This is a genomic window from Arenibacter nanhaiticus (assembly GCF_900141935.1).
GTDB classification, from domain to species: domain Bacteria; phylum Bacteroidota; class Bacteroidia; order Flavobacteriales; family Flavobacteriaceae; genus Arenibacter; species Arenibacter nanhaiticus.
Genome location: NZ_FQYX01000036.1, coordinates 1 through 26,348, shown reverse-complemented (window position 1 = coordinate 26,348; position 26,348 = coordinate 1). Strand labels below are relative to the sequence as shown.

Here is a 26,348-nt window from a genome sequence, read left to right as displayed (position 1 = left end):
TGCGTCGGCATTGCAAAAACCTAAAGTGAATCGGTCCCTTTTCCTATGGCTTCAAAAATTTGAACGCATTCCATGGCTTGTTTTACATCATGCACCCTTAAAATATGCGTTCCCTGTTGTAGGGCAATCATGTTTAAGGCGGTAGTGCCGTTTAATGCTTGTGAAGGTTCGGAGTTGAGTAGTTTGTATATCATGGATTTTCTGCTTATCCCAGTCAATATAGGCAGCTTTAGATGGTGTAAAAGTTGAAATTTTTTAAAAATCTCATAGTTCTGTTCCAGGGATTTTGAAAACCCGAAACCTGGATCTATAATGATGTCGTATAGGCCAGAAGCTCTGGCGAGACTTATTTTTTCAGAAAAATAATAAAGGATGTCCTTAAGTAGGTGTTCGTAACCTGTAAATTTTTGCATGGTCTGGGGAGTTCCTTTCATATGCATCATAATATAAGGAGCCCGGTATTTTGCTACGGTAGTGAACATTCTGGCATCTAAATTCCCAGCTGATATATCATTGATCATTGCCGCACCGTGAAACAAGCAACTATTGGCTACCTTGCTTCTAAAGGTATCTATAGAGATTAAAATATCCGGGAAATTTTTTACCAACAACTGAACAATGGGAACGATGCGGGTCAATTCTTCCTCTTCACTGACATATTCGGCACCGGGCCTGGTACTGTAGGCACCTACATCTATAAAAGTAGCGCCTTCTTGTAGCATGGTTGAAACCTGCTTTAAGATGGCCGATTCATCCCTGTATTTTCCGCCATCAAAAAATGAATCGGGGGTCACATTTAGGATCCCCATGACTTTGGGAGTGCTTAAATCGATTAAATTTCCTTTGCAATTTATGGTCATGTTAATTTTAGAAGATAAATGGGTGTAAAAACTTTGCTAAATTAAGTTTAAACCTCGAATTTTGATTAGTTTTAGAGTTTAATTGAAAATTACACAAATATAGAAAGATTACATGCACAATACATCCGAGCAGTACGATGCTGTCATTAAAATTTGTCGGGATTTATTCCTTAAGAAAATGCAAGACTATGGTAGTGCATGGCGAATTTTAAGGCTTCCCTCACTTACCGATCAAATTTATATCAAGGCTCAGCGAATTAGAAGTTTACAAGAAAATGTAGCGCAAAAAGTAGCTGAAGATGCGCAATCTGAATTTATTGGAATTATAAATTATTCCATAATGGCATTGGTACAATTGGAAAAAGGGGTCGTTACCCAACCCGATCTTTCGGCTGAAGAAGCAGTAAGCTTGTTCGATAAGCATATAGGGATTACAAAAAACCTAATGGAGAATAAAAATCACGATTACGGCGAAGCGTGGAGAGATATGCGGGTGAGTTCCTTGACCGATCTTATTTTACAGAAGTTATTAAGGGTAAAACAAATTGAGGACAATAAAGGGAAAACCTTGGTTAGCGAAGGGATAGATGCCAATTATCAGGATATGATCAATTATGCTGTTTTTGCCATGATTCATCTGAATGCCGTGGAGTAGGTAATCGGATTAGAAATAGATCAAAATTACTCAAGTTCCAAAGGAGACTTGATAATGAAAATATAGTAAGTAACCATAAAATAAAATAGGTTTGATGAAATACTTAGTAGGGTTTAGCAGGCTCATTGTTGGGGTATTATTTATTATTAGCGGATTTATAAAACTGAATGACCCTGTGGGGTTCTCTTTTAAATTAGAGGAATATTTTAGTCCAGGGGTATTGGATATAGCTTTTTTGGAACCTTATGCCTTAGAACTGGCTTTAATTTTGGTTGTTTTTGAGGTCTTATTGGGGATTATGCTATTGTTGGGTTTTAAAGTGAAACTAACGGTATGGAGTTTACTTGTGATGATTGTGTTTTTCACCTTTCTAACTTTTTATTCGGCTTACTTTAATAAGGTGACAGATTGTGGCTGTTTTGGCGATGCAATAAAACTCACCCCTTGGGAATCCTTTACTAAGGATATAATTTTATTAGTGCTAATAATTGTTTTGTTTGTAGGGATGCAGCACCTAAATCCTCTTTTTGGGGATAGGACCAAAAGGTTGGTAGTTGGAGTAAGTTTAATGGTCTCTGTTATTTTTGCCTATTATGTGCTTCACCATTTGCCGGCCATAGATTTTAGACCTTATAAAGTTGGTGCTAATATCACCGAAGGAATGAGCGTCCCCGAAGATGCTCCGAAAGCCGTGTTTGACTATGCGTGGACCTTTGACGTTAACGGGGAGGAAAAGGTAATCGTTACCCAAGGAGATTATCCAACAGTCGATGGGGAATTGTTAGGGGTAGAAACCACGGAAATTGTGAAAGGGTATGAACCCCCGATTCACGATTTTACGATAGAGCAGGATGGGGAAGATTTTGCCAGTGCATTATTGGAAGAGCCTAAGTTGATGATGGTGATAGCCTATGATCTAAGAAAAAGTAATTATGGCGCTTTTAAAGAGATCAAGGAAACAACAGATAAGGCCATGAAGAATGGTTACAAGGTTATAGGAATGTCGGCTTCCGATTCGGAATTTACCGCCAGAAAAAAGAAGGAGTTTCGATTTGGATTCGACTTTTATTTTACCGACGAAACTACTTTAAAAACCATTGTTCGATCAAACCCTGGCGTTTTATTGTTAGAGAAAGGAACTATAGTTCAAAAAGTACATTATAATGACCTGGGGGATTTGAAATTTTAAGAACTTTGCAAACGAAGTCTTGTTCCTTTCCCTTTTTGCTTTGGATATATTCATAGAAAACGGTTTGGAGACAAGAAATTACAATAGATGGAATTTAATAAATAGAATAAAAAAAGATAAGGAATGAGAAGTAAAATAGTTGCAGGGAATTGGAAACTGAATAAAAATTTGGCTGAAACAGAAGCCTTGGTAACTGAGCTTTCCTCGAAATTGCCAAATACTTCGGCCGAGGTAATGGTAGCCCCTTCCTTCGTAAATTTAGCTGGAGCGGTTCGTACTTTAGAATCTTCTTCCATAGAAGTAATTGCACAAAATATGCATTTTGCAGAAAATGGTGCTTTTACCGGAGAGGTTTCTGCCGATATGTTAATAGGAGTAGGAATTAAGACGGTTATCATTGGTCATTCGGAGAGAAGAGCCTATTTTGGTGAAACCGATGAAATCTTGGCTAAAAAGGTAAGTGCGGCATTGGCAAAGAATTTAAGAGTGATGTTTTGTTTTGGCGAAGAATTGGAAGACCGTAAATCTGGAAATCATTTTGCGGTAGTAGCAGCACAATTAAAGAACGCCTTATTTACCCTTAAAGCAGCCGATTGGAGTAACATAGTATTGGCTTATGAGCCTGTTTGGGCCATTGGGACCGGGGAGACTGCTTCTCCAGAACAAGCTCAGGAAATGCACGCTTTTATTCGTAAAACTATTACCGAAGCGTATGATGCTACCATAGCCGATAATGTTTCTATTCTTTATGGAGGGAGTGTAAAACCTTCTAATGCAGTGGAGATTTTCTCTAAACCAGATGTGGACGGTGGACTAATTGGAGGTGCTTCCTTGGTAGCTGAAGACTTTTTGGCTATTGTGAAAGCAATTTAATCCATTTCCTAATAAATAATATCCCCAAGGGGAATTCTAAGGGGCATTTATTTAATGCCCCTTAGATGTTCAATAAAGACAGAAGATGGCAAATAGCATTTATATAGAATATAATTTTAAGGTTAGCCCTGTTCAACCTGCATCAGATATTTTGATCGCTGAATTAGGAGAAGTGCAATTCGAAAGTTTTGTAGAAACCGAGGATGGGGTACAGGCCTATATTAAAAAAGAAGATTGGAACCCAACTATTTTGGAAGGATTGCCAATTTTAGAGAACTCTTTGTTCGCAATTGAATATGAGTACGTAGAAATTGAACAAGAAAACTGGAATGCTACCTGGGAAAAAAACTTTAATGCTATTCAGGTAGGGGATAAATGTGTGGTGCGAGCCCCTTTTCACGAAAAGCCGGCGGTAGAATTTGATATCGTTATAGAACCAAAAATGAGTTTTGGTACAGGACATCATGAAACTACCCATATGATGATGCAACATATTCTGGAGATCGATTTTAAAGGGAAATCTGTTTTGGATATGGGAAGTGGCACGGGGGTGTTGGCTATTTTAGCCGCTATGAGAGGTGCTTCGGAAATAGATGCTATTGACATTGATAACTGGTGTTATCTGAATGCTATGGAAAATATTCAGCGCAATAACTGCGAACAAATTAAAGTCTATGAAGGCGATGCCAGTTTACTGATCGATCAAAAATATGATGTCATCATTGCTAATATTAATAGAAATATTCTTCTGGAAGATATCCCAACCTATGTAAAATGTCTTACTCCTAATGGGGTGTTATTGTTGAGCGGTTTTTACAAGGAAGATATTGCTATGATTAGCGAAAAATGCGAATCCGTAGGGTTGAAATTCGAAAATAATTTTGAAAAAAACAACTGGGTTGCAGTAAAATACGTATTTTAGAGGGGAATAAAATATCATTCATGAGTACTAAGGAAAAAATCCTCGAAGAAACTCTTTTAGAGGAGACGATTACAACACAAAACGAACTTGTATTGTTTAATGATGAAGTCAATACCTTTGATTTTGTTATTGAAACTTTGATCATGGCCTGTGACCATACTCCGGAACAGGCAGAACAGTGTTCTTTAATTGTGCATTACAATGGTAAGTGTACCGTTAAAACTGGTGAGTACAATGACCTAAAATCGCGTTGTAGTAGGCTATTACAAGCCGGATTGAGCGCAGAAATAATTTAATCAATAGCAGGGAACTTTCGTTTAGATGGTGTTTGGCCATTTTTCGGTTAAGGGTCAGATGTTTAAAATAAAAAGGGCGATAACATTATTGTTGCCGCCTTTTTTATTTTGTTTAAGACAAGGAGTTCATTTTTTTTCAATCGGGTAAAACACATCATGGAGAGCCTTTTTTGCGTTAGGGACCGCGGCGGCATCCCCGCAGCAAGGCAAGGGATACAGCTAAGGGCCCGACCGACGAAGGAGGGAACGCCCATAGTAATATGCACTGTTTATAAAACTTAAGGACTGATGGGGTCTATTTATTGGAATCCACTACTGTTTATCCCGCCCTTCTATTGCTGGCGGGGCTATAAGCTGTTTTAGGGCCGTTTTCCTGGACCTTTTTTCTTAAGACGACTAATGGGGCAGAACCGGTTAGCGAGGCTTAATGCGGTAGTTTATTCCTTAAAAGTCCATAGACAAAAGTTCCTAAAAGAGCAGCGGCGATCACAATGAACATAGAAAATACCCCCGTTCCCACTAAAACATACATGGGGCCGGGACAAGCACCGGCCAAAGCCCACCCTAATCCAAAGATGGTACCGCCCAAAAGATACCTGCTAATGCTTTTGTCCTTGGGTATGAATTTAAGTTCTTCGCCTTCTATGCTTTTTACTTTAAAGCGCTTAAGGGCAGCGACAAAAAGGACGCCAAGAAAAACAGCGGTACCTATAATGCCATACATATGAAAAGACTGAAACTTGAACATTTCGAAAATACGGTACCATGAAACGGCTTCAGATTTTACTAAAACAATTCCAAAGAAGATACCGACGAATAAGAATTTTAAAAATTTCATTTTTAGAATATTAAGGGTAAAATAAAGTGGGTCATGATAAGGCCTCCGATAAAAAATCCGATTACAGCGATTAAGGAAGGTAATTGAAGGTTGCTTAGGCCTGTAATGGCATGGCCAGAAGAACATCCGCCTGCGTAACGGGTACCAAAACCTACTAGGAATCCGCCAATAATTAAAATAGATAATCCTTTTAGGGTAAGGACATTCTCCCAGCTATAAATCTCTGGAGGCAATAAGGTTTCGCCTGCATTGTTAAAGCCTAAGGCACTTAAATCCGCAATGGTGTCGGAACTTAAAGCCATTGTAGAACCGTCCGAAAGGAACTGAGTGGCTATAAATCCACCAATGACAGCACCTAAGACCACCACAAGGTTCCACCGTTGAGCTTTCCAATCGAAATTGAAAAAATCAGAAAATTTACCTGCACCACCAATGGTACAAAGTGTTCGTAAATTCGAAGACATTCCAAAGGTCTTGCCAAAATACATCAGTAATAACATTACCGTTGCGATTAAGGGGCCAGCTACATACCAAGGCCAAGGTTGCAAAATCGATTCCATATAAAATGTTTTTAAGCAAATATAGGAGGTTCCTTGAAGGTGATGTGTAATATTTGTTACAAACTGCCAATTGGGAGGTTTGGGGGTGGCAGTAAATTTAAAAGATCTTTAATTATAAACTATCGCATCTACAAACGGCCAGCATTTTCCTCGCAGATTGGGATGCCAAGATGGGGTCTTTTGTTGGTTTATAGTAGTTGCCTTGAAGAATTTGTCTTGGTAGGTGGAATGCTTAGGTCTAAATACTTAAACTTTATATCAGAACTTAGTTTCTTTGGGTCAGTGTAGAGGTGTGTGCCGGTTTAAAATGCTGTGTATCCGCGTAAACCTAAACTTTAAACGCCTTAGGGTAAAAGATCCATTTTTGAGGTGAAGATAGGCCGAGTACCGAAACGGAGGATTTGACCCGTGCTTTCTAAAGTTGTAAGGTAGCGGTAATGTTTTGGTTGACATATGTTATTTAATGTCAATAACAGCGAAAAGCATTTTATTCTAATAATATTTCATCTATAAATATCCAGGGCTGCATACCGGTGGCTTGATGCCAAGAAGGGATTTTTTCCAAGCTATGCACTAAAACCCTAAGTTGGTTATAGGTGCTTTCCGTTACTGGAACCTCGATATATTGAAGTTTTTGCCCTATTTGAGTTTCGGAATCTTTCAAATATTTGCTCCCTATCTGTTTATTGTTGGCATAAATGGTGATGTAATCAGGAGAAAAAATCCATGACCCCTGATCTATTAATGTACTTATGTATACCTTGGAAGCACTGATTTCCTTGTCTAATTTTAAGTCGATAGTAATGATATCGGATTGAAATCCCAGCCATTTATCGCCCTTTCTAAACTGTAAGCTCCCTTTTTGCATGTCTATTAAGCTTTCAGGTCCCATCGCGCTATAATTGGGATGAGGGGAGGGAGATACTTTAATTTCGGCATGGGAAATATTGTTTTTTATTTTGGCTATTTGGATAACCGACTCATCACTCGGCCAATAATCTATATGAAAGGCCTTGGCTTTTATGAGGGCGGACTTTTTCAGGGATATCGGCTTTTTGTAAACTTCGGAATCCATGGAGACCTCCTTTCCATCCGTGGTATAGCGCAAGACGGTATTTGGAACGTTAAAAAGAAGTGCTACGGTGGCGGAATTTTTAAACAATGCAGAGTCCACTTCAAGAATGGGCGAAGCTAATTGAAAAGTTTCGGTACTCGCAAAATTATTTGTCTTTGGAGAATCTTGGCAAGCGAAGAGCAAACAAACAAATAAATAAGGAACTATTAATTTCATATTTTAAACACGAGAGAGTTTTATGGGGTAGGTTTTACCCGAATTCCATTGGGCAACGTATAAGTTTTCATCATCATCTACACAGACATCATGTGGATGGTGAAAAATTTTTATCGCCTGATGCATTTTATGTAGTTTACCATTTTCATAGATAGGTGCCGATCCACCAGGGGCGGAAATTAAGGTGTTGTTTTCGTCCAATATAGAAACAAAGCCAGATCCTTCATCCCCATCGCCAGACCAAATGGTGGCTAAGTAGATATGTTTACCTGCGATAACGGGTCTGCAAATAAACGCGCCAGGAAGGTCTATGCTGTTGATGTATTTCCCATCCATGGAAAAACGTTTGAGTTTATTTTGTTGGCGTGCGGTTATTAAAAGGGTGGGGTTGGCTGCATCTCTGTTATCGATACAAATACCATGGGCATTGTAAAATTGGTGGTCTGCATCTCCCTTGCCGCCAAAGGTATTCAGCAGCTTCCCCTGGGCATTGTAATGCATAATATACTGTTCTCCGTAGCCATCGGCTATATAGACATCGCCATTATCGGCAACGGCTGTTTCTGTGGGGATATATTGGTTTTTGGAAGGGTACTTTCCCGATTCTTTGGGGAAGGAAAATATCTGTGCTACCTTTCCGTCAATCGTCGTTTTAATAACTTCGTTCCTGACGTTGTCGGCAATATATAACATGTCTGTACCATTTTCGTTTTTTAGGGTTAGGCCATGAGCACCGGGGTAATCAGTTCCCCAGGTTTCTATTAAGTTTCCTTTCCTATCGTAAATGATAACATTATTCTTGGTATTGTTGGTAAGTAAGAGTATTCTGCCCTTGGAGTCCTGTACCATCTCATGGCAATCATTGACCGGGTAATAATTAGCATTTAAAGCACCCCAGTTGAGATCTATTTTATACTTATGGGTGCCATGGCCTATAATAGCATCCTTGTAAGACGTCATGGCATTTAAAACCGGAGCCCCTGTAATAAGGCCCATGGTGGCTATACTCGTATTTTGAATAAAGTTTCTGCGTTTCATAGCTTTCGCTTTTAAATAGGCCGCTAATTTACCCAATATAAATTTAGCACAACAATAGAGGATTGTTCTTTGGCTGTATGATAAAATTTTAAGCCTTTTCTCTCAAATAGACCTTGATACAAGAGTTTGCTATATACTGTTGTCGTTTAAAATTTTACTTTTCACCTCATTTAAATAACTGCGTCCAATGGTATACCTCGTGCCTTTAACTTCAATACTATTACCTTCAATGGCGTCAATTTTATCAATGGCGATGGTAAATGATCTATGAATGCGTATAAATTTGTCAGCGGGAAGTTCTTCGGTAAAACTGCTTAAGGTTTTATGAATTATAAATTTATTGGTGGTTGTTTTAATCCTTATGTAATCCTTGAGACTTTCAACTACGATAATGTCGTCTAAAAAAATCTTTTGTAATTTTTTCTTATCTACTTTTACGAAGATGCTTTGAGGGTCGTTTTTTTCGACGGGCTCAGAGGAGTAAGCTGTTTTTCGAAGTTTGGAAATACGGTTCACCGCCTTTAGGAATCTAGGGAAACCTATAGGCTTTACTAGGTAATCAATGGCTTCCAATTCAAAACTTTTAAGGGCGTATTCTTCATGGGCAGTAGTCATTACAACCATGGAGTTGCCACTGAGTTCGCTTAAGAAGTCTAAACCATTGAACATAGGCATGTTGATGTCCAAAAAGATGATGTCTACCTCGTTTTTTTTAAGGAAGTAGGAGGCTTCAATAGCGTTCGAAAATGTCTGAACTAATTCTAATTCCTTAATTTGTTCAACATAATTTTTTAATACGTTGATAGCAAGTGGTTCATCATCTACAATTATTACCTTTAACTTCATTACACTTTTAATTTAAGGTTTACATTGAACATGTTTTCTTTTTTATAGATAGACAAATTGTAATCATTCTTCTTGAATCCCAATTCCAAGCGTTTTTTTACGTTTAGTAGTCCAATCCCTCCTTGAGTTTCCACAGAAGGAGATTGTTCTGTTTGGTTAGGAATATTATTGACAACCTGAACGTTGAGGTTGTCGTCAATAACATTAATCTTGATAAATATTTCCTTAGGGCCTATAGTTTTATTTGCTCCATGTTTAAAGCAATTCTCAACGAGCGGTATAAGTAACATAGGAGGGATGGTTTTTCCTTTCATATCTCCTGAGAATTGGAGATCAATTTTTAGGGATTCATCAAATCGGATTCGCTCCAATTCTATATAATTCCTTATAAATTCAATTTCCTTTGTCAAATCCTGATGTGGTGCATCGGAATTGTAAATTAAATAACGCATTAATTCCGATAGTTTAAGCACAATTTGAGGCGCCTTATCCGATTTTTCTAAAGTTAAGGAATATATATTATTTAAGGTGTTAAAGAAAAAATGGGGAGATACCTGCGATCGAAGGAATTTTAGTTCGGTGGTTAACTGCCTTTTTTCCAATTCATGCAATTTGTTTTTTTCCTGAAGCCAATCGATGGTCGTTTTTATGGCGGTAACAAAAGAAACTACATAAAGCTCACCAAGCATGGTGGCTATGGCATAATCTAGCGTTAGATTTTGTACCTCGCCCGCTTCGGGCATTACATTGGTGTCTATTAGATAATAGGTAAGGTTAAATTTAACCAAAAGCATTATGAATAGGGAAGACAAAATCAGAATGGTATAGGTGAAATATTTTCGCCTATACACAAATTTGGGCATCAAAAAATAGATGTTGAAATAGGCCAATGCCATATGGATGGGAAACCCTAATAAGTTTGTTTTTAAAGAGTATAGAAAATCATGATGCAGGCTTCCCCAACGGAGGATGTTGAAGGACATATAAGCTAGCCAGAAAATAATATGGTGCCTATAATTAATATTATAATCTCCGAGTTTACGTTGGAAGAAAACATTATTTATCTGATCGGGGTTTTGCATTGGGGGCTAGAGAAGTCTATTGTCTATAATGTTGGCGTTTAGCTTTACTGTATGGTTGTTGGTCTAATTTAATTATGCCATTTAAAAAAAAATACCAAATATTTAGATTGGGTTGACCCATTTTAAAAAATCTAAACAGGTTTTAAGGCGATGAACTGTCAAATATTCGGGGAAATTATAAAAAATAAAAGGACTGCAGGTGAAAATTATAAAAATTAAGCTGTTAAATGTTGCTTTTGACACAATTGACGCTATTGGCTTGTAGGTGTAATAATACAATGTTGTTTGATTTAAAAAATAAGAAGAAGAAATGGATGTAATTGATTTAGCCATAATTGTAATCTACGTGGTATTAACCCTTTTTGTAGGGATTTGGGTTTCGAAAAAAGCCTCTAAGGGGTTGAAGTCTTATTTTTTGGGAGGAAATGATATCAAATGGTATTACTTAGGATTAAGTAATGGTTCCGGAATGTTCGATGTCTCGGGTACGGCATGGATGGTAGGGATACTATTCTTATACGGAGTAAAAAGTTTTATGTTTATGTGGCTATGGCCAATATGGAATCAGATTTTTGTGATGATGTTTTTGGCTGTTTGGATCAGGAGGTCTAACATAATGACTGGTTCCGAATGGATATTGACACGTTTCGGCGATGATAGGGCGGGTAGGGCATCACATAGTATTGTGGCGGTCTTTGCAATTGTTGCCGCTGTTGGGTTTATAGCCTATTTTTTTGAGGGAGTAGGTAAATTTATGACCATTATTTTACCATGGGATATGGCATTGCTTATGGGGGAATCGGTACTGCTGACCTCTGAACAATCATATGCGATGATCATCATCTTTCTAACGACAATATATACCATTAAAGGGGGGATGTTCTCTGTAGTGGCAACCGAAGTGTTACAGTATCTTATAATGGTAATTGCAGGTTTACTTGTTGCGGGATATGCCTTTTTTGCATTTACCGATGTTGAAATAAATGCCGTGATCAGCCAAGAGTGGCGAAATGTGTTTTTTGGATGGGAATTAGGAACACATTGGGATGAAGAATATCAGGCTTTTAACAATTTAATCGATTCGGAGGGGTATAAAATGTTCGGGGCCCTTATTGGGATGACGCTCTTTAAAGGTTTTTTCGCCAGTATAGCAGGTCCTACGCCTAGTTATGATTTACAACGAATTTTGTCTACCAAATCAGTAAAAGATGCCGCCTATATGAGCGGATTTACAAACTTGGTGTTATTTATTCCAAGGTACTTGCTAATTTCTGGGATCGTGGTGATCGCTTTAGTTGTACTAACTCCGGAAATGCTTGCCAATCCATCACTTTCGGGTGCAGAATTGGAGGTGTTATTGCCTAAAGTGATTAATTTTCATGTTCCTGTAGGGATAAAAGGGTTGCTATTGGCAGGGCTATTGGCGGCTTTTATGTCTACTTTTTCGGCTTTTGTAAATGCAGGCCCGGCTTATTTGGTCAATGATATTTATAAGAAGTATTATAAACCAACGGCTTCCGATGCACACTATATAAAAGTGAGCCATATAGCCTCGTTTTTGGTCGTGGCCCTTGGGGTGTTTATGGGATTCTTTGCCGATTCTATCAATTCCCTGACCCTATGGATTACCAGTGCCCTTTTTGGTGGTTACGTGGCTGCTAACTTTTTGAAGTGGATCTGGTGGCGTTTTAATGGTTGGGGATATTTTTGGGGTATGTTGGCCGGATTGGTGGTGGCTTCCATGCAATTTATTTTAGATCAGAACAAAGGTAATTTTTCAGAGGGGAGCATTCTGTACGAGTTGTCACATATGCATGCCATTTATTTGTTTCCTATAATTTTTGGGGTATCCTTTTTAGGGTCTATTTTGGGGACCTATTTAAGTGCGCCAACAGACAGGGAAGTGTTGGTTTCCTTCTATAAAAATGTGAAGCCTTGGGGTTGGTGGCAACCAGTATATCTTGATATAAAGAAAGAAGATCCTACCTTTGAAAAAAACAAGGAATTTTGGTTAGATATGATGAATTGTGCGGTGGGCATTATTTGGCAGTCTAGTATGATAGTGATGCCTATATATTTCATGGTAAGGGATTATCCGAAGGCGATTGTTAGTTTAGTGGTGTTTTTGGTAACATGTGCCATCCTTAAATTTACATGGTTGGATAGGGTAAGGAAAATTCCAAATTAGATTGATATAAATATTTTTAAAATAGTTACTAATTAAATAAATCGTATAAAGTGAGCAATATTCCATGGCAAGAGAGACCGGCAGATAGCACAGATGTTATTTGGCGATATGATGCAAATCCGGTAGTAAAGAGAGATGCGATACCATCTTCTAACAGTATTTTTAATAGTGCTGTTGTTGAATTTGACGGTGGGTATGCCGGTGTTTTTAGATGTGACAACAAGGCCGTGCAGATGAATATATTTGCTGGTTTTAGTAAAGATGGAATCAATTGGGAAATCAACCATGATCCTATTTCTTTTCAGGCAGGCAATACAGATATGATCGAATCGGATTATAAGTACGACCCTAGGGTTGTTTTTATAGAAGATAGGTACTGGATAACTTGGTGTAATGGGTACCACGGCCCTACTATAGGAATAGGGTATACCTTTGATTTTAAAGATTTTTTTCAATGTGAAAATGCCTTCTTGCCTTTTAATAGGAACGGTGTGTTGTTTCCAGAAAAAATTGATGGCAAATACGCCATGTTAAGTCGCCCAAGTGATAACGGACATACTCCTTTTGGTGATATCTATATTAGTTATAGCCCAGATATGAAGTATTGGGGAGAGCATCGTTGTGTAATGAAAGTAACACCGTTTACGGAAAGTGCATGGCAATGTACCAAAATCGGGGCTGGACCAATACCAATTCTTACCGAGGAAGGATGGTTGACCTTCTATCACGGTGTTATTAATACCTGTAACGGGTTTAGATATTCTATGGGAGCGGCCATCTTGGATAAAGACCGTCCAGATAAGGTGTTGTACAGAAGTAAACCTTATTTGCTATCACCGCAAACACCTTACGAGTGTATGGGCGACGTTCCTAATGTTGTTTTCCCATGTGCGGCCTTGCATTCTATAGAGGAAGATAAGGTAGCCATTTATTACGGTGCAGCAGATACTGTTACTGGCCTAGCATTTGGTCGTATCTCGGAAATACTAAAATTCGTCAAGGAAAATAGTTTGTAAAAAGTATTGTTTCACCCCTTAAATATCTCATCGTTTAAATCGTAAAAATATAATCTCATGAAATTACCCCCTTTGAAATACAAGAAGTTATCACTTCTAGTTGTTCTTTTAATGTATGTTGGCTGTGTGGTAGCTACCTCACAAACAGTACCCAGAAGCTATGTTGCCTTTAAGGCAACAGAACCATTGGTAATAGACGGTAAGGCCGACGAAGCGGCATGGAAAAATTCGGAATGGTCACAAGATTATATAGATATAGAAGGAAAAAAGGAACCGACCTATAAAACACGAATGAAAATGTTATGGGATAACGATTACTTGTACTTTATGGCCCAAATGGAAGAGCCACACGTATGGGCAACGCTAAAACAGCGCGATACGGTTATCTTTTATAATAATGATTTTGAGATATTTATAGATCCGGATGGGGATACCCATAATTATTACGAATACGAAATGAACGCCCATAATACGTTGTGGGATTTGTTTTTGACCAAACCATACCGCAACAACGGCAAGGTTATAGATAGTTGGGATATTCAAGGGGTGAAATCTGCTGTAAGTATTCAGGGTACCTTAAACGATTCGTCAGATTTGGACGAGGAATGGGTGGTAGAAATAGCCATACCATGGGCCGTGATTACCGAAGCAAGTAATAGTAACAAAGTACCAGAGAACGATTTTTGGCGCCTTAATTTTTCACGGGTAAATTGGGATTTTGATCTTACCGATGGAAGGTATTCCAGAAAGAAAGATGAAAACGGTAAATTTTTGCCAGAGTACAATTGGGTATGGTCTCCACAAGGGGTTATTAATATGCACGAACCAGAACATTGGGGATATGTATATTTTTCCAGCGAAAATCCAGGTGGGAAGGCCGATTTTACAATTCCAAAAGACGATCATATCAAATGGTATATGTACGAACTTTACCGAGGGCTTTTACACGGAAAGAAAGGGGCAGAGAAATCTGTATCACAACCAAAACAAATTTTAGGAAGTACCCTAAAACCAAAATTAGAAAAACATAGTTTTGGGTGGAATATATGGGTTAAAAGCCCTTTTACAGGAAATATTTTAGTTATTAAGGAGGATGGTAAATTTGAAAGTATTGAGAAAAAATAAGGTAGTAGGAATGCTCATCGCATTTGGAGCAGTTATTGGCACCTCTTGTGAGAATGGAAAAGTAGCGTCGGCAGAGTCAAAACCTGTAGAGAAGAATCTTTTGCAATACGTGAACCCTTTGATGGGGTCGGATTCTGATTTCAGCTTATCCAACGGAAATACCTATCCGGCCATTGCGACCCCTTGGGGGATGAACTTTTGGACGCCCATGACCTCTAAAATGGGAGATGGTTGGACCTATAAATATAGAGACACTAAGATTAGGGGTATTAAACAAACCCATCAACCCAGTCCATGGATTAACGATTATGCTGCCTTTTCCTTAATGCCAGTTACTGGGGAATTAAAATATAAGGAAGAAGAGCGGGGGTCTTGGTTTTCACACAAGGCCGAAACTGTTAAGCCTGACCATTATAGTGTGTATTTGGCCGATTATGATGTGGTTGCCGAGGTGGCACCAACGGAAAGAGCAGCTCATTTTAAATTTACCTTTCCGGAAACCGACCAGGCCTATATTTTATTAGATGCTTTTTTTCAAGGATCTATGGTTAAAATTATTCCGGAAGAACGGAAAATTATTGGGTATTGCCGAAATAATAGTGGTGGGGTTCCCGATAATTTCCATAACTATTTTGTAGCCGAATTCGATACCGATTTTGAGTTGACCCATACTTGGGGCGACAATTGGACCTTATCTGAAAATACGAAAGAAAACGAAGGCGAGCATGTTGGGGCAATTGTTGGTTTTAAGACTTCAAAAGGAAAAGCGGTACACGTTAAGGTTGCTTCTTCTTTTATTAGTCCTGCCCAGGCACAATTGAACTTAGATAGGGAAATAGGCAATAAAACATTCGAAGAAACCAAAAATTCGGCAACCGAGGCTTGGGAGAAAGAATTACAGCGTATTCAGGTAAGTAGCGATAATACCGACCAGTTAAGGACCTTTTATTCTTGTTTGTACAGAGTGTTGTTGTTTCCAAGGAAATTCTATGAATTTAATGCAGACAATGAAATAGTACACTATAGTCCCTACAACGGGAAGGTCGAAAAAGGCTATATGTTTACCGATAATGGGTTTTGGGATACTTTTAGAGCGGTATTTCCATTCTTTAATATGATGTATCCCGAACTGAATACACAGATTATGGAAGGTCTTGCCAATACCTATAAAGAATCGGGATGGCTGCCAGAGTGGGCCAGTCCTGGTCATAGAGATTGTATGATAGGATCTAATTCTGCTCCTATAATAGCAGATGCACATTTAAACGGTGTCGATGGGCCAGATGCAGAATTGTTGTTAAATGCGGTGCTAAAAAACGCTACCGTGGCTGATGGAAGACCCGTAAATAGCGTAGGACGTGCAGGATTGGATTACTATAACGATCTAGGATATGTGCCTTATGATGTAGGGATTCACGAAAATGCCGCGCGGACCTTGGAATATGCCTATGCTGATTTTACGATTGCACAAATGGCAAAATCCTTAGGGAAGAACGATATAGCCGATACCTATTATAAGAAATCCATGAACTATAAAAACCTATTTGATCCTAGCACTAAATTGATGCGAGGAAAAAATAAGGATGGAAGTTTTCAATCGCCTTTTAATCCGGTAAAATGGGGAGATGCCTTCACAGAAGGAAACAGCCTTCATTATACTTGGTCTGTTTTTCATGATGTAAATGGACTAATAGATCTTATGGGGGGAGACGATGCCTTTGTTGGGATGCTAGATGGTGTATTTAGTATGCCTCCAGAATTCGATGCTTCTTATTACGGATTTACCATTCATGAAATACGTGAAATGCAAATTATGAATATGGGGAACTATGCTCATGGAAATCAGCCCATCCAGCATATGATATATCTGTATAATTATGCTAAGAAACCATGGAAGACCCAAGAGAGAATAAGGGAAGTACTAACGAAATTGTATACCCCTAACCCAGATGGATATTGTGGTGATGAGGATAACGGGCAAACTTCGGCATGGTATGTGTTTAGTGCCCTTGGCTTTTATCCGGTGGCACCGGCAACCAATCAATACGTTATTGGGAGTCCCTTGTTTGACGAGGTTACTTTGCATTTGCAAAACGGGAAGAAGTTTACGGTATCGGCCAATGGAAATTCTCAAAACAATATGTATATCCAAAATGCCAGTTTAAACGGGGAGGCATTAAATAAAACATGGATTAGTACTGAAGCTGTACAAAAAGGAGGGTCCCTTGATTTTAATATGGGCGATACTCCAAATAAAGAATGGGCAATAGGAGAAGAGGCAGCGCCTTATTCCTTGTCCAAAAAAATGGCATTATAACTTAAGTATAACAGTTAAATAAAAAATGGTCGTAAGAAAACGACCATTTTTTTATGTATTTGTAAAAATTCTTTAAGCATGCGTAATATAATGATTATGCTAGGGCTTATTTTGCTTGTTTTTTCCTGTACAAAAACTAAAAAGCAATCAAAAGAAGTTTTGGCCTTGACACAGTATGTAGATCCTATGATAGGTACAGATGCTCATGGGCATACATTTCCAGGTGCAACAACTCCATATGGGATGGTACAATTGAGTCCGTCGAACGATTTTAAAGATTGGGACTGGTGTTCCGGGTATCACTATTCTGACACTATTATCAAAGGGTTTGCACATAACCACATTAGTGGGGCCGGACTTTCTGGATTGGGCGATATATTGATAATGCCTACCATGGGTAAAAATACCACTTATGCCGGTAGCGATGCTGAGGTAGACACTAGTTATAGGTCTCGTTTTACCCATAAATCAGAAAAGGCCTATGCCGGGTATTACGGTGTTAGTTTGGAAGATTATAAAATAGATGTAGCCTTGACTGCAACCACAAGGTCTGGTTTTCATAAATACACCTTTAACCAAGAAGGAGTTACAGATATCGTTATTGATCCCACCCATGCATTGATGGAGAAGGCTATGGAAACCTCTATTAGTAAAGTGTCCGATACGGAGGTTTTAGGATATAAAAAGGTGAATATGGGGGGCGATAAGTTTCGCTTTATGTATTTCAGCGCTAAATTCTCTAAACCGTTCAAGAAATTTAGTATTACCAATAATGATATAGTGGTAAATGAGACTAGCTTAACGGCTGCTAAGGCAAAGGCTCTAGTTTCTTTTACTGTTGAAAAAGGGGAAGAATTAGAAATTGTAGTCACCTTGTCACCAACGGGTTATGACGGGGTTGAAAAAAATTACTTGGCAGAGGCCAAAGGAAAAACCTTTGATACTGCCTTGGATGAAGCAGTATCGACTTGGAATCAAGAATTGAACAAGATTCAGTTAGACGAGGTAGTATCCGATACCAAAAAGCGTACTTTTTATACCGCTATGTACCACGCCTTTATTGGTCCAAATATTATTTCGGATGTAGATGGTCAATATGTAGTAGAAGGAAAGAAGTTGCATTCGAAGCATGTTCAATACAGTAATTTCTCTACTTGGGACACTTATAGAGCCTTAAATCCGTTATTGACGATTATTTCTCAAGAAAGAACCGCTGCTATTGTAAATAGTATGGTTTCTAGGGACACCGAAGCAAATGTAGGTCAGCCTGTTTGGGAACTTTTTGGGTTTGACAATAGTTGTATGATTGGGTACACTACGGCTTCTGTAATTGGAGATGCGGTTTTAAAGGATATTCCGGGGATAGACCATGAGCAGGCGTATGCATCCATGAGGGGAGCGGCATTTGATTTGACAAAACACAGTGCGGTCTATGATGTTAGTGGATTGGAAGATTATATTAATTATGGTTATGTAACCAGTGAGACCGGAAGTTCTGTTTCCAAAACTACGGAATACAACTACCATGATTTCGTTATTTCGGAAGTTGCAAAAAAATTAGGCAAGGATGCCGATGCACAATTGTTTAAAAGAAGAAGTATAGGATATAGAAATTTATTCGATCCCTCCTCGGGTTATCTATTGCCAAAATACAGTAACGGAGATGTAAATCTAATGGATCTTAGTATTTGGGATGAATTGGTTACCAATTATGTGTCTGGAAATATCTGGGCATATTCTGCCTATACGCCACAAGATATGGAAGGGGCTATTCGCCTTCATGGCGGTAAAGAAAAATACGCTGCTTGGTTAGATGGCGTTTTTACCGATACGACTCAGCTTGGTGGTGTGCAACACGTAGATATCTCTGGCTTTATTGGAAAATATGGCCATGGTGATGAGCCTGGACATCATATGCCATATCTATATAACTTTGTTGGGCAGCCATGGAAAACCCAGAAATATGTCCACGAGGTAATTAGTACCATGTATTCTGATCGGCCAGATGGAATGGTCAATAATGAAGATTTGGGACAGATGTCGGCTTGGTATATCTTTAGTACACTAGGGTTTTATCCCTTGTCGCCAAGTAGCTTGCAATACCAGTTAGGGGCACCTTATTTCGAGAAAGCTAGTATACACCTTGAAAACGGCAATAGCTTTGTGGTTAGTGCAGAAAACTTGAGTGAAGAGAATATATATGTGCAATCCGTTCTTCTTAATGGAAAAACCTACGATAAGAATTTTATTTACCATAAGGATATTATAAAAGGTGGTTCAATAGTTTTTACCATGGGACCCAAGCCTAACAAAAAATGGGGGGCAAGTGATGAAAGTACTGCTGTGGGGAAACTAAATGAAAGTACTGTGAAAATTCCGGTAATTGCCGCATTAGCGCCATTTGATACCAATGAAAGAGCATTTTTTGCCGATAAGCACTTGGTTAAATTAAAGAGTAATGAGTCCGACGCTTCCATTTATTATACCTTAGATGGTAGTACGCCAACCCAAAAATCTAGCCTTTATATAGCGCCAATTACCGTTACTTCGGATGCGGTTTTAAAGGCCATAGCTGTAAAGGAAGGGTTAAACCCTAGTAAAGTATATGAAAAGCCTTTGGTGAAAAGTGTTTTTCCTTCGTTGAAAAAGGGTTATCCAAAAGTAGATATGGTAAATCCCGATACCGCCTATGGCAAAGGGGATGGAAGTACTCTTTTTGATGAGGTTTTTGGAAGCAGTAGTTATGGCGATGGCAAATGGACCGGGATAAAAGGCAACATTGAATTGTATCTTAATTTAGGGGAGAAAGTAGCATTAAACGGTATTTCCCTAGGAGTACTGACAGATGTTGGCTCTTGGATATTTCCGGCAAAAACCATTTCCGTATATGGCGGAAATAGTAAGGATAATTTAACCTTAATTGCTCAAAAAGAGATTCTTTACACGGAAGATTTGCCGAAGGAAGTGGTACGACATACCCTAGCTTTAAAGGGATCATATAGGTGGTTAAGGATTAAAATAACCCCTTTTGGTAATGCTCCCGAATGGCATGGGGCAAGCGGACAAAAAGTATGGCTGTTTATCGATGAAATTAATGTTTTTTAAGCCAGTTTTGTTTTTGTCAACAAAGAAAATATATGTTAGATTGGTTAAATAAGTATTTTTTTTGATTAAAACTTTGGTCTAGAGTATTTATTGTAAGATTGTTAAAATTAATAAGAGAATGATGAGTAGTAGAATTGTACAATTTTCATGGTTGTTTTTCCTTTTAATCCTAGTAGGTTGTGGAGAAGAAAGCAAAACCACATTTAGTGAAACTGATGTTAAGATTATCCCGAGGCCATCGGAGATACAATTTAAAGAAGGAGCTTTTAGGTTTACCAAGGACACCAAAATTGTAGTGGCCAATGACCAGACCGATGTTACATCTGTCTTACTTGATAAGTTTTCTAAGGCAGCAGCATGGGATTTAGAAGTGGTTGATACGGCGCCAAAGAATAATTTTGTGCAGTTATCCTTGGATGCGGCGATGGAAGATGAGGCCTATACATTAAAGGTTTCTGAAGACAAGGTGGTTATAACAGCAAAGGGGAAGGTAGGTTTTTTATATGGCCTTGAAAGCGTAAGGCAGCTATTACCAGTAAGCATAGAAAGTAACGAGCTCGTGGCCAATGTAAATTGGGATATTCCTACGGTTGAGATTACTGATAGCCCCCGATTTAAATGGCGCGGATTTATGATGGATGTTTCTAGGCACTTCTTTGATAAGGAGTATATACTAGCTACTATAGATCAATTGGCGTTTTTAAAAATGAATACGCTACACCTTCATTTGGTAGATGACCAAGGATGGAGAATAGAAATTAAAAAATATCCAAAATTAACCGAGGTTGGTGCTTTTAGGGTAGATCAGGAAGATAAACATTGGGATGCCAGGTTTACACCTGAATTGGGAGAGAAAGCGACCTATGGCGGATTTTATACCCAAGAAGATATCAAGGAAATAGTCGCCTATGCTACGAGTAAAGGAATAAATGTGGTGCCTGAAATAGAATTGCCTGCCCATGTTATGAGTGCTATAGCGTCATACCCAGAATTGTCTTGTTTTCAAAAACCTATCATGGTCCCCTCAGGTGGGGTTTGGCCAATTACTGAAATTTATTGCCCAGGGAAAGAAACAACTTTTGAGTTTTTAGAAAATGTTTTGACAGAAGTAATGGAATTGTTCCCATCACAATACATTCATGTTGGAGGCGATGAGGCAACTAAGACTAATTGGAAAGTTTGTCCAGATTGTAAAAGAAGGGTAAAGGAAGAAGATCTTGCTAATGTAGAGGAATTACAGAGCTATTTTATTCGTAGGATGGAACGTTTTATAAGTTCTAATGGACGGACATTAATTGGTTGGGATGAGATTTTGGAAGGTGGATTGGCGCCAGGCGCCGCAGTGATGAGCTGGCGTGGGTTTAAAGGAGGAATCGAAGCTTCCGAAGCCGGACATGATGTGGTGATGACCCCAACATCTCATAGTTATTTTGATTATTACCAAGGTAGCCGAGAAGCTGAGCCTATGGCATGGGGAGGTTATTTGCCTTTGAGCAAGGTATATGAGTTTGATCCAGTTGTGGAAGGGATGACCCCCGAACAGGCCAAGCATGTATTGGGAGGTCAGGCGAATATGTGGACTGAATTTATGCCTGACAATGCCCAAGCTCAATATATGACCTATCCGCGTTTAGCTGCTATGGCCGAAGCGGTTTGGAGTACCAAAGCGAATAAAGATTGGGTCGATTTCTCCCAGCGTGTGGTCAGCTTATTTGACCGGTATGATATCATGGGAATTAACTATGCCAAGAGTGCCTATCAGGTTACAACAGAAGTGAATGTAGATGAAGAGAACGGTGCCCTTTCTATAGCTCTTAAAAACGAATTTCCAGAGGCAGATATTCGTTATTCTCTAGATGGTAGCGATATAACTGTAGCTTCTAAAAAGTATGCTAAGCCTTTTGTTGTTAATAAGACGACAGAAATAAAAGCACAGGTTTTTAAGGATGGTACACCAGTTGGTGTACTGTTCGAAAAAACAATTAATTATCACAAGGCAGTAGGGAAACCAGTAACCTATTTAAACAAATACCATGACAGCTACCAAGGAGGCAAGGAAATTGGAATGGTAAATGTTGTAAGGGGATCTATGAATTTCCATGACGGACAATGGCAGGGCTGGCTCGGCGATCATATGGCGTTGGTGATAGATATGGAAGCACCTACAGCAATAGAGAAGATTACCGTTGGTACACTCGAAAATCAAGGTTCTGGAATCTATTTTCCTATTCAGGTAGAGGTTATGTTATCTTCAGATGGCAAAACATTTAAAAACGCGGGTATTGTTAAACGAGGGTTTGCGGCAAATATCAATTCGGAATTAAAAGATTTTGTGGTCGATTTGGAAAAACAATCTGCTAGGTATATTAAGGTCATAGCGACAAATCTAAGTACACCGCCAACTGGGGGTAAAGCCTGGATGTTTATAGATGAGGTAATCGTAGAATAGTAATATATTCTTCAGTAACATTTAAAGTGTAAATTAACTTTTAACAATGCAGTATAAAATTCTTTTATTAGTGGCGGTTTTTTCAACTGGACTATTTGCCCAGAAAAAGCCGGTCGATTACGTAAATCCATTTATAGGAACGTCCAATTTTGGTACTACCAATCCTGGGCCAATTGCCGTTAGGGGTATGGTCAGTGTTTCGCCTTTTAATGTGGCGGGACCTAAAAATATGCCATTGGAAAAAGACAGCCGTTGGCTGTCTACTCCCTACGTTCATGAGAATACCTTTTTAACTGGCTTTAGCCATGTAAATCTTAGTGGTGTTGGCTGTCCGGAATTGGGTGTTATTTTGGCAATGCCAACTACAGGAGCACTGGAAGTAGATCACTTAAAATACGGTACGTCTTATTCTAATGAGGTTTCCAAGGTGGGTTATTATTCTAATACCCTAGATAATTACGACATTAAAGTAGAAGCAACGGCAACGACCAGGGTAGGGGTAAGCAAGTATTTTTTCCCTAAGGGAGATGCTAACATCCTTATTAATCTTGGTTTAGGGCTTACCAACGAACAAGGGGCCTCTGTTAAAGTTGTTTCCCCAACCGAAATAGAAGGTGTGCGCAGTGTGGGCTCTTTTTGCTATTACAAACCAGAAGAAGCCTATCCTGTATATTTCGTAGCACAATTTTCAAAACCTGCCGACGAGTTTGGTGTTTGGAAGAAACCAACGACTTACAAGGGCGCAGAAGCCGAATGGATGGGGTATAATGGGAAGGAAAGGATAATGAAAGGCTTTACCAAAGAAGTTGTCGGGGATAGTATAGGAACCTATATGCGTTATAATTTTAGCGAACCAACAGTTGTAGAGATGAAAATCGGTGTTTCTTACGTAAGTATCGAAAATGCCCGTGAAAATCTAGAAAAAGAAACAGCGACCCAGTCTTTTGATCAAATTTTAGTCGAAGCCAAGGAGAATTGGAACAATTACCTTTCTAAAATAGAAGTGGAAGGTGGTTTGGAAGAGGATAAGGTGAAGTTTTATACGGCACTATATCATACTTTAATTCACCCTAATACGCTAAATGATTTTAATGGGGAGTATCCGAAAATGAAAACGAGGGAAACCTTAAGGACCGATGATACTCGTTATACGGTATTTTCGTTATGGGACACTTATAGAAACCTACATCAATTGATGAGTTTGATATACCCGTCCCAACAATCGGATATGGTAAAAAGCATGTTACAGATCTATGATGAAAGCGGATGGTTGCCTAAATGGGAATTAAATGCCACGGAAACAACTACGATGGTAGGCGATCCGGCGGGAATTATCATTGCAGATACTTATTTAAAGGGTATTACTGATTTTAATGTAGAAAAGGCCTATACGGCCATGGTAAAAAGTGCCGATCAGATAGAAGGGAATCCACTTCGTCCAGGCTTAAAGGATTATATAGAAAAGGGATACCTAACTACGAAAACCACTAATAGCGGATCGGTTTCTACGACCCAGGAATATAATATTTCGGATTACGCTATTGCACAATTGGCCAAGGCCCTAGGGAAAAAGTCCGATTATAAGCGTTTCTCTAAAAGGTCTATTTCCTACAGAAAACTTTTTGATAAGGAGTATAATCTGCTTAGGCCTAAAAATGATGATGGCAGTTGGTTGACGCCCTATAACCCAGCATCGGGGGCTAATTTTGAAAAGAACTTGGGCTTTATAGAAGGAAACGCATGGCAATATACCTTTATGGTAACTCATGATGTCAAAGGGCTAATGAAGCTTATGGGAGGTCCAAAACCTTTTGTAAATAGATTACAGGATGTTTTTGATAAAGGACAGTACGATATGGCCAATGAGCCGGATATAGCTTACCCTTTCCTGTTTAATTATGTGAAAGGAGAAGAGAAGCGTAGCCAGAAAATGGTCTCTGAATTGTTAAAAACATATTTTAAAAATAGCCCGGACGGATTGCCAGGAAATGACGATACGGGAACCATGTCTGCATGGGCGGTGTTCTCTATGATGGGAATTTACCCTGTAAATCCGGCAAATACTACCTATACCATTACATCGCCAAAATTCAATAAGATAACGATTCATCTAGACCCAGAATATTATGGGGAGGAAAAATTGGTAATCACTTCGAACGTGTCTGAAGAGAATCAATTTATTAAAGAGATAAAGGTTCAAGGAAAATCCCATAACGGGTATTTTATCGAACACCAAGAATTGGTAAAAGCAAAAAGCTTAGAGTTTTTATTGGAAGAGTAGCCTTTTTTATAACCTACTATTTTTAACAAAAAACCTGATGGACTAAATGTTCATCAGGTTTTTTTGTTTTGGGGTGTTCCGTTTTTTTGGAACGGTTTGTGAAATATTATATTTAGTTTCTCCTTAAAATGTCTTTAAGTTGTTTATTTTTAGTTTTTTACGCTTGAAATAAGCTCTTTTTGGATGTCTTTAATTGCAAGTAATACCAATTGTATTTTAAAGTTGGCTTAAATATTATTATCTTTCGGTTATGGGAATGACATCAAAAATAGAGATAGAAGAGAGTTTAGAAACTTTAGAAAAAGCCTTTAAGACTAATACGTCTTTTAAGGTTCGCCAGCGTATCCAAAGTCTTATACTCTTGAAAAAAGATAAATTTAAGCGTCAAGCAGATTTAGCAGAATTTATCGGTGTAGGACATTCAACACTAAAGACCTGGATAAAACAGTATAAAGAATTTGGTTTCGATTCCTTGACAACACTTCAAAGTGGTGGAAACTATAAGGGTGCCATAAGTGAACATCTCCACAAGGCACTAGAAGCCAAAGTAAATGACTCGAAAGATCCACTTTTGGGTTATTGGCATGCCGTTGACTGGGTCAAGGAACACCATGGCCAAGACATTAAATACCAAACCTTAAGAGCCTATTTGATACGCCACTTTAAAACCAAGAAAAAGCATCCAAGAAAATCACATTACAAAAAAGACGAACAGGCCCTAGAGGTCTTCAAAAAAACTCCCTAATACCTTAGAGAAATTAAGATTAAGTCTTAATAAGGACTATAGATCGGTTAACCTTTATTTTCTAGATGAAAGTCGGTTTGGGCTGATGACCCATGTAGGCACCTCACTTACTGCTAAGGGAGTGAAACCCATAGTGAATTACCAACAAGCTTTTTAAAACACATATTTGTACGGAAGCTATTCCCCAATTGACGGAAGCCATTTTACTTGGGAGGTAGAAGGTGTTGATACGCTTATTTTTGAAGCTAACCTCAAAGAGTTTTCATTATATAAACCAGAGGAGCTAAAAATTGTGGTCATAGACAATACGGGCTTTCATTCCACTAAAAATATTGATATCCCTGACAACATTAAACTCATAAGAATACCGCCATATACCCCAGAACTAAACCTGTGCGAAAAGGTATGGCATTATTTAAAAGAACGATTTAAAAACAAAACGTTTGGAAACTTAAAAGAACTTAAGGGGGTGGCTAAATCATACTGTTAAAACAGAAATTAACAACGAGAACATAATCAACATTGTGCATTTTGAGTTTTATACAAAAACATTTAAAGCTTGTTTTAAATTATAATTGGTATAAATCACTATCTTGTAAAGAAAACCTTGCAATGAATGATTGGAAAATCACCTTCACAGCATCAGAAAGACTTATTTAAACCTCTTCTTAA

General features: G+C 38.5%; 21 protein-coding genes. 14 read left to right on the top strand and 7 right to left on the bottom strand.

What is annotated here, in order from left to right; all coding sequences use genetic code 11:
- Positions 1 to 20: 20 nt before the first annotated feature.
- Positions 21 to 860 carry a dihydropteroate synthase gene (gene folP, locus BUA16_RS16050; RefSeq protein ID WP_072765762.1) on the bottom strand — a complete coding sequence of 280 codons (840 nt, stop codon included), beginning with the start codon at positions 858 to 860 and terminating at the stop codon, positions 21 to 23.
- A 112-nt stretch (positions 861 to 972) separates the two neighbouring features.
- Between folP and BUA16_RS16045 the strand changes: the two genes are divergently transcribed.
- The 5 genes from BUA16_RS16045 to BUA16_RS16025 all read left to right on the top strand — a co-directional run bounded on the left by BUA16_RS16045 (position 973) and on the right by BUA16_RS16025 (position 4,795).
- On the top strand, positions 973 to 1,515 hold the full coding sequence (locus BUA16_RS16045; protein ID WP_072765761.1) for a DUF1599 domain-containing protein: 543 nt from the start codon (positions 973 to 975) through the stop codon (positions 1,513 to 1,515).
- A gap of 94 nt (positions 1,516 to 1,609) precedes the next feature.
- Entirely contained in the window at positions 1,610 to 2,704 is a 1,095-nt protein-coding gene (locus BUA16_RS16040; protein WP_072765760.1) for a BT_3928 family protein, read from the top strand.
- Positions 2,705 to 2,827: 123 nt separating this feature from the next.
- Positions 2,828 to 3,577, top strand: coding sequence for a triose-phosphate isomerase (gene tpiA / locus BUA16_RS16035; protein ID WP_072765759.1), 750 nt, complete (start codon positions 2,828 to 2,830; stop codon positions 3,575 to 3,577).
- Positions 3,578 to 3,662: 85 nt separating this feature from the next.
- Entirely contained in the window at positions 3,663 to 4,499 is an 837-nt protein-coding gene (gene prmA, locus BUA16_RS16030) for a 50S ribosomal protein L11 methyltransferase (protein ID WP_072765758.1), read from the top strand.
- Positions 4,500 to 4,519: 20 nt separating this feature from the next.
- Positions 4,520 to 4,795 carry an ATP-dependent Clp protease adaptor ClpS gene (locus BUA16_RS16025; RefSeq protein ID WP_072765757.1) on the top strand — a complete coding sequence of 92 codons (276 nt, stop codon included), beginning with the start codon at positions 4,520 to 4,522 and terminating at the stop codon, positions 4,793 to 4,795.
- A gap of 424 nt (positions 4,796 to 5,219) precedes the next feature.
- On the opposite strand, the gene BUA16_RS16020 is transcribed toward BUA16_RS16025, so the two are convergent.
- From BUA16_RS16020 to BUA16_RS15995, 6 genes are all read right to left on the bottom strand, one after another.
- Positions 5,220 to 5,633 (bottom strand): DUF6691 family protein, encoded by a 414-nt coding sequence (locus BUA16_RS16020; protein WP_072765756.1) that lies wholly within the window; start codon positions 5,631 to 5,633, stop codon positions 5,220 to 5,222.
- Positions 5,634 to 5,635: 2 nt separating this feature from the next.
- Positions 5,636 to 6,193 (bottom strand): YeeE/YedE family protein, encoded by a 558-nt coding sequence (locus BUA16_RS16015; RefSeq protein ID WP_072765755.1) that lies wholly within the window; start codon positions 6,191 to 6,193, stop codon positions 5,636 to 5,638.
- Positions 6,194 to 6,680: 487 nt separating this feature from the next.
- Entirely contained in the window at positions 6,681 to 7,484 is an 804-nt protein-coding gene (locus BUA16_RS16010) for a chitobiase/beta-hexosaminidase C-terminal domain-containing protein (RefSeq protein ID WP_072765754.1), read from the bottom strand.
- Positions 7,485 to 7,487: 3 nt separating this feature from the next.
- Complete coding sequence (locus BUA16_RS16005; RefSeq protein WP_072765771.1) at positions 7,488 to 8,522, bottom strand: NHL repeat-containing protein; 1,035 nt, start codon at positions 8,520 to 8,522, stop codon at positions 7,488 to 7,490.
- Between the two features lie 129 nt (positions 8,523 to 8,651).
- Positions 8,652 to 9,368 (bottom strand): LytR/AlgR family response regulator transcription factor, encoded by a 717-nt coding sequence (locus tag BUA16_RS16000; protein WP_072765753.1) that lies wholly within the window; start codon positions 9,366 to 9,368, stop codon positions 8,652 to 8,654.
- Complete coding sequence (locus BUA16_RS15995; protein ID WP_245795583.1) at positions 9,368 to 10,351, bottom strand: sensor histidine kinase; 984 nt, start codon at positions 10,349 to 10,351, stop codon at positions 9,368 to 9,370. The genes BUA16_RS16000 and BUA16_RS15995 overlap by 1 nt, the downstream gene beginning before the upstream one ends.
- Positions 10,352 to 10,760: 409 nt before the next feature.
- On the opposite strand from BUA16_RS15995, the gene BUA16_RS15990 reads away from it, so the two are divergent.
- From BUA16_RS15990 to BUA16_RS19000, 9 genes are all read left to right on the top strand, one after another.
- A complete protein-coding gene (locus BUA16_RS15990; protein ID WP_072765751.1) occupies positions 10,761 to 12,638 on the top strand; it encodes a sodium:solute symporter family protein in 1,878 nt (625 codons plus the stop codon).
- A gap of 50 nt (positions 12,639 to 12,688) precedes the next feature.
- On the top strand, positions 12,689 to 13,654 hold the full coding sequence (locus BUA16_RS15985) for a glycoside hydrolase family 130 protein (RefSeq protein ID WP_072765750.1): 966 nt from the start codon (positions 12,689 to 12,691) through the stop codon (positions 13,652 to 13,654).
- A gap of 57 nt (positions 13,655 to 13,711) precedes the next feature.
- Entirely contained in the window at positions 13,712 to 14,779 is a 1,068-nt protein-coding gene (locus tag BUA16_RS15980; RefSeq protein WP_072765749.1) for a carbohydrate-binding family 9-like protein, read from the top strand.
- Between the two features lie 10 nt (positions 14,780 to 14,789).
- Positions 14,790 to 17,096 (top strand): GH92 family glycosyl hydrolase, encoded by a 2,307-nt coding sequence (locus tag BUA16_RS15975; protein ID WP_072765770.1) that lies wholly within the window; start codon positions 14,790 to 14,792, stop codon positions 17,094 to 17,096.
- Positions 17,097 to 17,174: 78 nt separating this feature from the next.
- On the top strand, positions 17,175 to 20,201 hold the full coding sequence (locus BUA16_RS15970; protein WP_072765748.1) for a GH92 family glycosyl hydrolase: 3,027 nt from the start codon (positions 17,175 to 17,177) through the stop codon (positions 20,199 to 20,201).
- A gap of 118 nt (positions 20,202 to 20,319) precedes the next feature.
- Positions 20,320 to 22,650 (top strand): glycoside hydrolase family 20 protein, encoded by a 2,331-nt coding sequence (locus tag BUA16_RS15965; RefSeq protein WP_245795582.1) that lies wholly within the window; start codon positions 20,320 to 20,322, stop codon positions 22,648 to 22,650.
- 46 nt (positions 22,651 to 22,696) lie between these two features.
- Entirely contained in the window at positions 22,697 to 24,931 is a 2,235-nt protein-coding gene (locus BUA16_RS15960; RefSeq protein ID WP_072765746.1) for a GH92 family glycosyl hydrolase, read from the top strand.
- A gap of 250 nt (positions 24,932 to 25,181) precedes the next feature.
- A complete protein-coding gene (locus BUA16_RS15955; RefSeq protein ID WP_072765745.1) occupies positions 25,182 to 25,676 on the top strand; it encodes a helix-turn-helix domain-containing protein in 495 nt (164 codons plus the stop codon).
- A 166-nt stretch (positions 25,677 to 25,842) separates the two neighbouring features.
- Positions 25,843 to 26,166, top strand: a complete 324-nt coding sequence (locus BUA16_RS19000; protein ID WP_245795581.1) for a transposase — start codon at positions 25,843 to 25,845, stop codon at positions 26,164 to 26,166.
- The last annotated feature ends 182 nt before the right edge of the window (positions 26,167 to 26,348 follow it).